The sequence below is a fragment of the Caproiciproducens sp. MSJ-32 genome, assembly GCF_018918055.1.
Lineage (GTDB): Bacteria > Bacillota > Clostridia > Clostridiales > Clostridiaceae > Clostridium.
Genome location: NZ_JAHLPS010000003.1, coordinates 1 through 6,002, shown reverse-complemented (window position 1 = coordinate 6,002; position 6,002 = coordinate 1). Strand labels below are relative to the sequence as shown.

General features: G+C 29.4%; 7 protein-coding genes. All 7 read right to left on the bottom strand.

The genetic code is table 11. The features are described from left to right. Positions 1 to 134: 134 nt before the first annotated feature. A complete protein-coding gene (locus KQI16_RS00255) occupies positions 135 to 659 on the bottom strand; it encodes a nitroreductase family protein (protein WP_216431432.1) in 525 nt (174 codons plus the stop codon). An 82-nt stretch (positions 660 to 741) separates the two neighbouring features. After that, on the bottom strand, positions 742 to 1,305 hold the full coding sequence (locus tag KQI16_RS00250) for a GNAT family N-acetyltransferase (RefSeq protein WP_119865956.1): 564 nt from the start codon (positions 1,303 to 1,305) through the stop codon (positions 742 to 744). 67 nt (positions 1,306 to 1,372) lie between these two features. Further along, on the bottom strand, positions 1,373 to 1,906 hold the full coding sequence (locus KQI16_RS00245) for a GNAT family N-acetyltransferase (RefSeq protein WP_216431431.1): 534 nt from the start codon (positions 1,904 to 1,906) through the stop codon (positions 1,373 to 1,375). A 184-nt stretch (positions 1,907 to 2,090) separates the two neighbouring features. After that, positions 2,091 to 3,647 carry a 4-alpha-glucanotransferase gene (malQ, locus tag KQI16_RS00240; protein WP_286172812.1) on the bottom strand — a complete coding sequence of 519 codons (1,557 nt, stop codon included), beginning with the start codon at positions 3,645 to 3,647 and terminating at the stop codon, positions 2,091 to 2,093. A 28-nt stretch (positions 3,648 to 3,675) separates the two neighbouring features. Beyond that, complete coding sequence (locus tag KQI16_RS00235; RefSeq protein WP_216431434.1) at positions 3,676 to 4,689, bottom strand: LacI family DNA-binding transcriptional regulator; 1,014 nt, start codon at positions 4,687 to 4,689, stop codon at positions 3,676 to 3,678. Between the two features lie 66 nt (positions 4,690 to 4,755). Further along, the gene (locus KQI16_RS00230) at positions 4,756 to 5,625 is read right to left on the bottom strand and encodes a sugar ABC transporter permease (protein WP_216431430.1); all 870 of its coding nucleotides are present in this window, start codon (positions 5,623 to 5,625) and stop codon (positions 4,756 to 4,758) included. A gap of 1 nt (position 5,626) precedes the next feature. Then, positions 5,627 to 6,002, bottom strand: a 376-nt coding sequence (locus tag KQI16_RS00225; RefSeq protein ID WP_216431429.1) for an ABC transporter permease subunit, incomplete at its 5' end; no start/stop codon positions are given.

The following is a 6,002-nucleotide window of genomic DNA, read 5'->3' as shown; positions in this document are numbered from 1 at the left end:
TAAGATTTTTTTTATAGTCATGAAAAATATTTTACCATAAATCCTAGACTTTTAAAGTCTGGGATTTATTTTTTTCATCAAAAAGGAGCTTCACACTAATTATTTAGTGCGACAGCCCCATTTTTTTAATGTTATTACTTACTGTAATAATTATAATGAATCTTGTTATAGTCTAAATTACTTTCTTCATAAGCTTTCTTTTCTTCTGCTGGATAACCTACACTTATAACACATTCTACCCCGTATTTATCTGGTATATTAAGTAGCTTTCTTATATAATCTTCTGCTTTTTCTTCTTTATTACGCATTCTTTCCCTCATTTGAATCCAGCAGGAGCCTAATCCTAATGAATGGGCTGTAACTTGTATTAAAGTTGCAGCTATTGATGCATCCTCAATCCAAACATCACAGACCTCCTTATCTGCAATTACTACTATGCCTAACTTTGCACCTTCTAAAAATTTGCTGCCATGCTCTTTACTTTCAGATAACTTTTTAAGAAGTTCCTTATCTGTTACAGCTATAAATTCCCAAGGTCTTCTATTTCTTGAGGATGGAGCTAAAAGAGCAGCTTTTAAAAGAGCATCAATTTTTTCCTTTTCTATTTCCCTATCTTCATATCTTCTAATGCTTCTTCTTGATTTTAGTAATTCAATCATATTATATTCCTCCTATAGACGAATTTCTCTATTAAAACAATTATAATATTATATAATTATTTTAATAAGGATAGTAATTATTCTATTTTTTTGTATAATAATCTTCTGCTAAAAGTCCATAGAAAGCAGCATCACAAATTCCTTGATTATTAATATCAGCTTTGCGCATGGTCCCTTCATACTTTAAGCCACATTTTAACATTACCTTGCCTGAATTAGGATTATTAGGATCATGACGGGATTCTATACGTTTAGCTCCTACTTCTTCTATTAGAAATTTAATAATTCCTTTGAAGGCTTCTGAAGTTATTCCTTGATGCCACCATTTTCTACCTATACAATATCCAATATGAAGCATCTCTATTTCTTCCCTCATGCTAACTACACTAATAGAGCCAATAGGTTCATCCCCATCTTCTTTAACAGTAATTGCCCATTGATAAAATTTATTTTCTGAATAACCCTTAATCCATTCTGATAATACTTTTTCTGTTACTTCTATTGATTTATGTGAAGGCCAGGTTAAAAACCTTGTCACTTCCTCATCACTAGCCCAATTCTTGAATACAGCCTCTGCATCATCTTCTCTAAACCTACGTAAAATTAATCTATCTGTTTCTATTTTTACTGTTCCTAAATGTTTCATTTCTACCCCCCTAAATTCAATTTACAATCGTCAATTATTCATTGGAAATTTAAAAATACTATTCACATTATTTATTATACTCTTCTCGTAATATGTCCATATAAACCTCGTCATAATAATTCCCCCTTAAGTAATAGGATTGTCTTCTTCTTCCCATTTCCTTAAAACCTACTTTTTTATAGCAATTAATAGCTCTTTCATTAAAGGAAAATACTCTAAGCATTATATTATTTAAATTTAAATAATTAAATCCATAATACAATAATAAATTAAGAACTTCTTCTCCATAACCCTTATTGCGATTTTCTTCATCACCTATAAATAATCCCACTTCTGCACATTGCCTTATTTGATTGATTGCATGAATACTGCAATTTCCAATTAATTTATCATTATCTAATCTTACTATGGCAAATTGATATTGATTAGAATTTTTTATAATCCAATCCCTTTCGTATTCTACAGATAAAATCATAGTAGAATTTCCTACGCCATCTGTTACATCAAAATCATTTAACCATTTAGTATATATTTCTGCATCTTCAACATTGATTGGAGATAAATATACATTCTTGCCTACTAATTTCTTGAAATATTTCATTCTCATACCTCCCCATAGATTTCAATAAATCATTGCTTCTATTTATTTTAAAATTAATTATATAATATGTTGTTTTTCATTTCAAATAATGTAATATTTTTCATTATTATAATTTATAAAAAAATCTCTGCTATAAAAACAGAGATTTTTTATTTAATAAAAGGGATTTAATATGAAAAATAATTTATTTCGTTAACTTTGCTATATTATCTTCTTTAAATTCATCCTTTTCTTCAACTAGGATTTCTTTTTCAAACTTGAACTTATTAAGTCTTCCATATAACTTAGTCATTTCAAATAATTTTTCGGCTAATTTATCATTTATATCTTTCCTAGAAGCTCTCCAAGTCCAGTTACCTCCAAGGGTTGAAGGAATATTCATTCTAGCTTCTTTACCAAGACTTAAAAGGTCTTGCATTGTTGCAATAGCTAAGTATGCCTTGCTTCCCCAAATTCCTCTAAGCATTCCTTGTGCAATTCCTTCATCATAGGTTAAGTTTAAATACTTAATAGCTTTCTTTCTCTCTTTTTCTCCCACTGAATTATACCATCCCATTATTGTCTCATTATCATGGGTTCCTGTATAAGCTACACAGTTTTCAGGATAATTATGAGGAAGGTCTTGACTATCACCATCACCAAAGGCAAATTGCAATATTCTCATTCCTGGAAAACCTGTAGCCTCTCTCATTTTAATTACAGCTTCTGTCATATATCCTAGATCTTCAGCTATTATTTTTACTTCTCCTAAGGCATTCTTAATTGCATTAAATAGTTTTACATCTGGGCCTTTCTTCCATTTACCTATTTTTGCAGTTTTATTTCCATATGGAACTTCATAATAGGATTCAAAACCTCTAAAGTGGTCTATTCTAACAACGTCATATAATTTAAAGCTTTCCCTCATCCTATCAATCCACCAAGAATATCCATCCTTCTCAAGATTATCCCAATTATATATTGGGTTTCCCCATAGCTGTCCATCTTCTGTAAAGGCATCTGGTGGTACTCCTGCTACAGTTTTAGGAACTAAATTTTCATCTAGATTAAAATATTGAGGATTACTCCATACATCTGCACTATCTTCTGCTACATATATAGGGATATCACCAATTATTTCAATTCCATTATCATTAGCATATTTCTTTAATTTTCTCCATTGCTTAAAAAATAAATATTGAATAAAACTCCAGTATTCTATTTCCTCTTTTAAAGTTTTTTTGTAATGTTCTAAAGCTGATTTTTTCCTTAATCTTATATCATCATCCCACTCCTGCCAGCTAACAAGATTAAAATAATTTTTAACTGCCATATATAGAGAATAATCTTCAAGCCAGAACTTATTTTCTAATTTAAAGTCCTCGAATTCTTTTCTATCTATATTTTTTGAGTTTTCAAAGGCTTTTCTTAGAACTTTATATCTACTAATAAATAACTTTGCATAGTCAACTCTCTTTTCATCAGAACCATAGTCTAAATCATCATAATCTTCTTTTCTTAAAAAACCCTCTTCTTCTAAAATATCAAAGTCAATAAAGTAGGGATTTCCAGCAAAGGCAGAAAAACTTTGATATGGTGAATCCCCATAGCTAGTTTGACCTAAAGGAAGTATCTGCCAATATCTTTGTCCTGCTTTCTTTAAAAAGTCAACAAATTTAAAGGCTTCCTTCCCAAAGGTTCCTATTCCATATTTACTTGGCAGAGATGAAATATGCATTAAAATACCGCTACTTCTTTCCATAAATTCTACCTCATTTTCCATAAAACTTTTATTTTTTACAACTCGTTGATTCTCTTTCAATTAACTCAGTTTCTAATATAATATGTTTATTTTCTGTTTTACCTTCTAGTAATTCTAATAATAATCCTACGCTTAATTCAGCCATTTCAAGCTTTGGCTGCTTAATAGTTGTAATTGTAGGGCTATAAAATTCACTTATATCCATACCATCAAAACCAACTATTGAAATATCTTTACTAATATCTAAACCGCTATCTTTTATAGCCTTTGCACAACCAACAGCCATGATATCTGATATTGCAAATATTCCATCTATATCTTCTTTCTTATCTAATAATTTTTTTAATTCATTATAAGCTCCTCTATAATCAAATCTTCCTAATAATCTTAATTCATTATTAAATTTAATATTATAATCTTTTAAGGCCTTTAAAAATCCCTCTTCTCTTAGGGAACCTATTCCTAAATCATTTTCATCCCCTAACATTATAGCTATTGATCTACAGCCGCATTTTATTAAATGCTCAGTAGCCAAATAAGCAGAATACACATTATCAATTGTTACTGAAGAAAATTTTGAAAATTCCTTTCCATATTTATGATTTATAGAAGTTAAAACTACAGGTACTTCTATCTCATCAAAATCTTCATTTTTTATATTTTCAAAGTTTCCTCCTAAGCAAATTACTCCTTGTAATCTTTTTTCTTTTACTATTGATATTAAGTTTTTAATTTCATTATCGCTTAGATAATCATGATGTTCTAATATCATAGAATATCCTGCTTTTGAAATTCTTTTGCTTATTAAATCTAACATTTCAGAGAAGAACGGATTAAAAACCCCTTTAATTAAAACACCAATATTTTTTGTGTTATTTTTTTTCAAATTTCTTGCACTATTATTAGGAATATAATTATTTTCTTTTATAATTTCTAAAACTCTTTCCCTAGTTTGTTCTTTTACATCTGGATGATTATTTATTACTCTCGAAACTGTACTAACACCAACTCCTGCAATTTTAGCTATATCTCTTATGTTTATCATATTCTACCCCCAAAATTCGACAAATTATTCGGCATCGTTTCCAATTTTTAATTTTACAATATATTATTCTTTAACAGAACCAGAAACTAAGCCGCTTGCTATATATTTTTGGAAAAGCATGAATATAGTTACTATTGGCACTGTAGCTAATATAGCTGCTGCAGAATACATAGTCCAGTTTGCAGAGAAATTATTTTTAATAAACTTTTGTAAACCTGTAGTTATTGTTTGTAAATCTGCATTCTTTAGCAATGCTGATGTGAACATAAATTCACTATATGCTCCTATAAAGGAGAATAAGAAAATAACAATTAACATATTTCTAAGTAAAGGTAAAATTATTTTTATAAAAGTTTGTAATACTGAAGCTCCATCTATATAGGCAGCTTCAATTAACTCATCTGGAATGCCATCAATAGATCCCTTTAAAAGCCAAATATTATATGCACTTCCTCCTGCAAGGATTAATATTAACACCCAAGGTCTATTACTTAAATTATAAGTATATACAACACCTATTATTGCAGGTAATGCCATTGTTGTTGGGAACATTTGAAGTATCAATAAGCTCATTAAACCATTTTTTCGTCCCCAGAACCTTAATTTTGAAAAAGCAAAGGCTGCTGGAACTGATAAGGCTAATTGAATTAATGCAACTGTTGTACAGATTAAAAGAGAATTTTTTACCCAGGTTAAAAAGTCTGTTTTTTCAATTAACTTTTTATAATTCTCTAAAGTCCATTCTGCCGGAAAAAATGTTGTTTGAGTAAAAGCATCCCCCTTTGCCATAGAAGCTGAAACAACTGCTATAATTGGAAATAAGGTTATTGCAATCATTATCCAAATAAAAATTCTACCTAACCAAAGATTTCTTATTTCATCAGATCTTAATTTTTTCTTGTATTTATATTTATTTCCTTTTTTCAAATTCATTTTAATCAACCTCCTCAAATTGGCCAGATGCTTTCATTTGTATAAATGAAATGGTTGCTATAATTAAAAATATAATTATACTAAGGGCTGATGCTATATCATATCTACCAAATTGAATTGAAAGCTTGTAATTTACAGAAGCTAAAATATCTGTATATCCAGCAAACTGGGTATCTAACCTAGCTGGGTTTCCTTGTGTAATTAAATAAGCTGAACCAAAATTATTAAAGTTAAATGCAAAACTTGAAATTATTAATGGATAAGCAGTTTTAGCCAAGGATGGCAAAGTAATGCTTGTAAATTGTTTCCATTTGCTTGCACCATCTACTTCAGCAGCTTCATAATATACTTCTGGAATTGCTGCTAAGGATCCCAAA

What these genes read in the sequence shown, in the direction of transcription:
- KQI16_RS00255 (WP_216431432.1), bottom strand. Translation starts at nt 659, where the DNA reads ATGATTGAATTACTAAAATCAAGAAGAAGCATTAGAAGATATGAAGAT.
- KQI16_RS00250 (WP_119865956.1), bottom strand. Translation starts at nt 1,305, where the DNA reads ATGAAACATTTAGGAACAGTAAAAATAGAAACAGATAGATTAATTTTA.
- KQI16_RS00245 (WP_216431431.1), bottom strand. Translation starts at nt 1,906, where the DNA reads ATGAAATATTTCAAGAAATTAGTAGGCAAGAATGTATATTTATCTCCA.
- malQ (WP_286172812.1), bottom strand. Translation starts at nt 3,647, where the DNA reads ATGGAAAGAAGTAGCGGTATTTTAATGCATATTTCATCTCTGCCAAGT.
- KQI16_RS00230 (WP_216431430.1), bottom strand. Translation starts at nt 5,625, where the DNA reads ATGAATTTGAAAAAAGGAAATAAATATAAATACAAGAAAAAATTAAGA.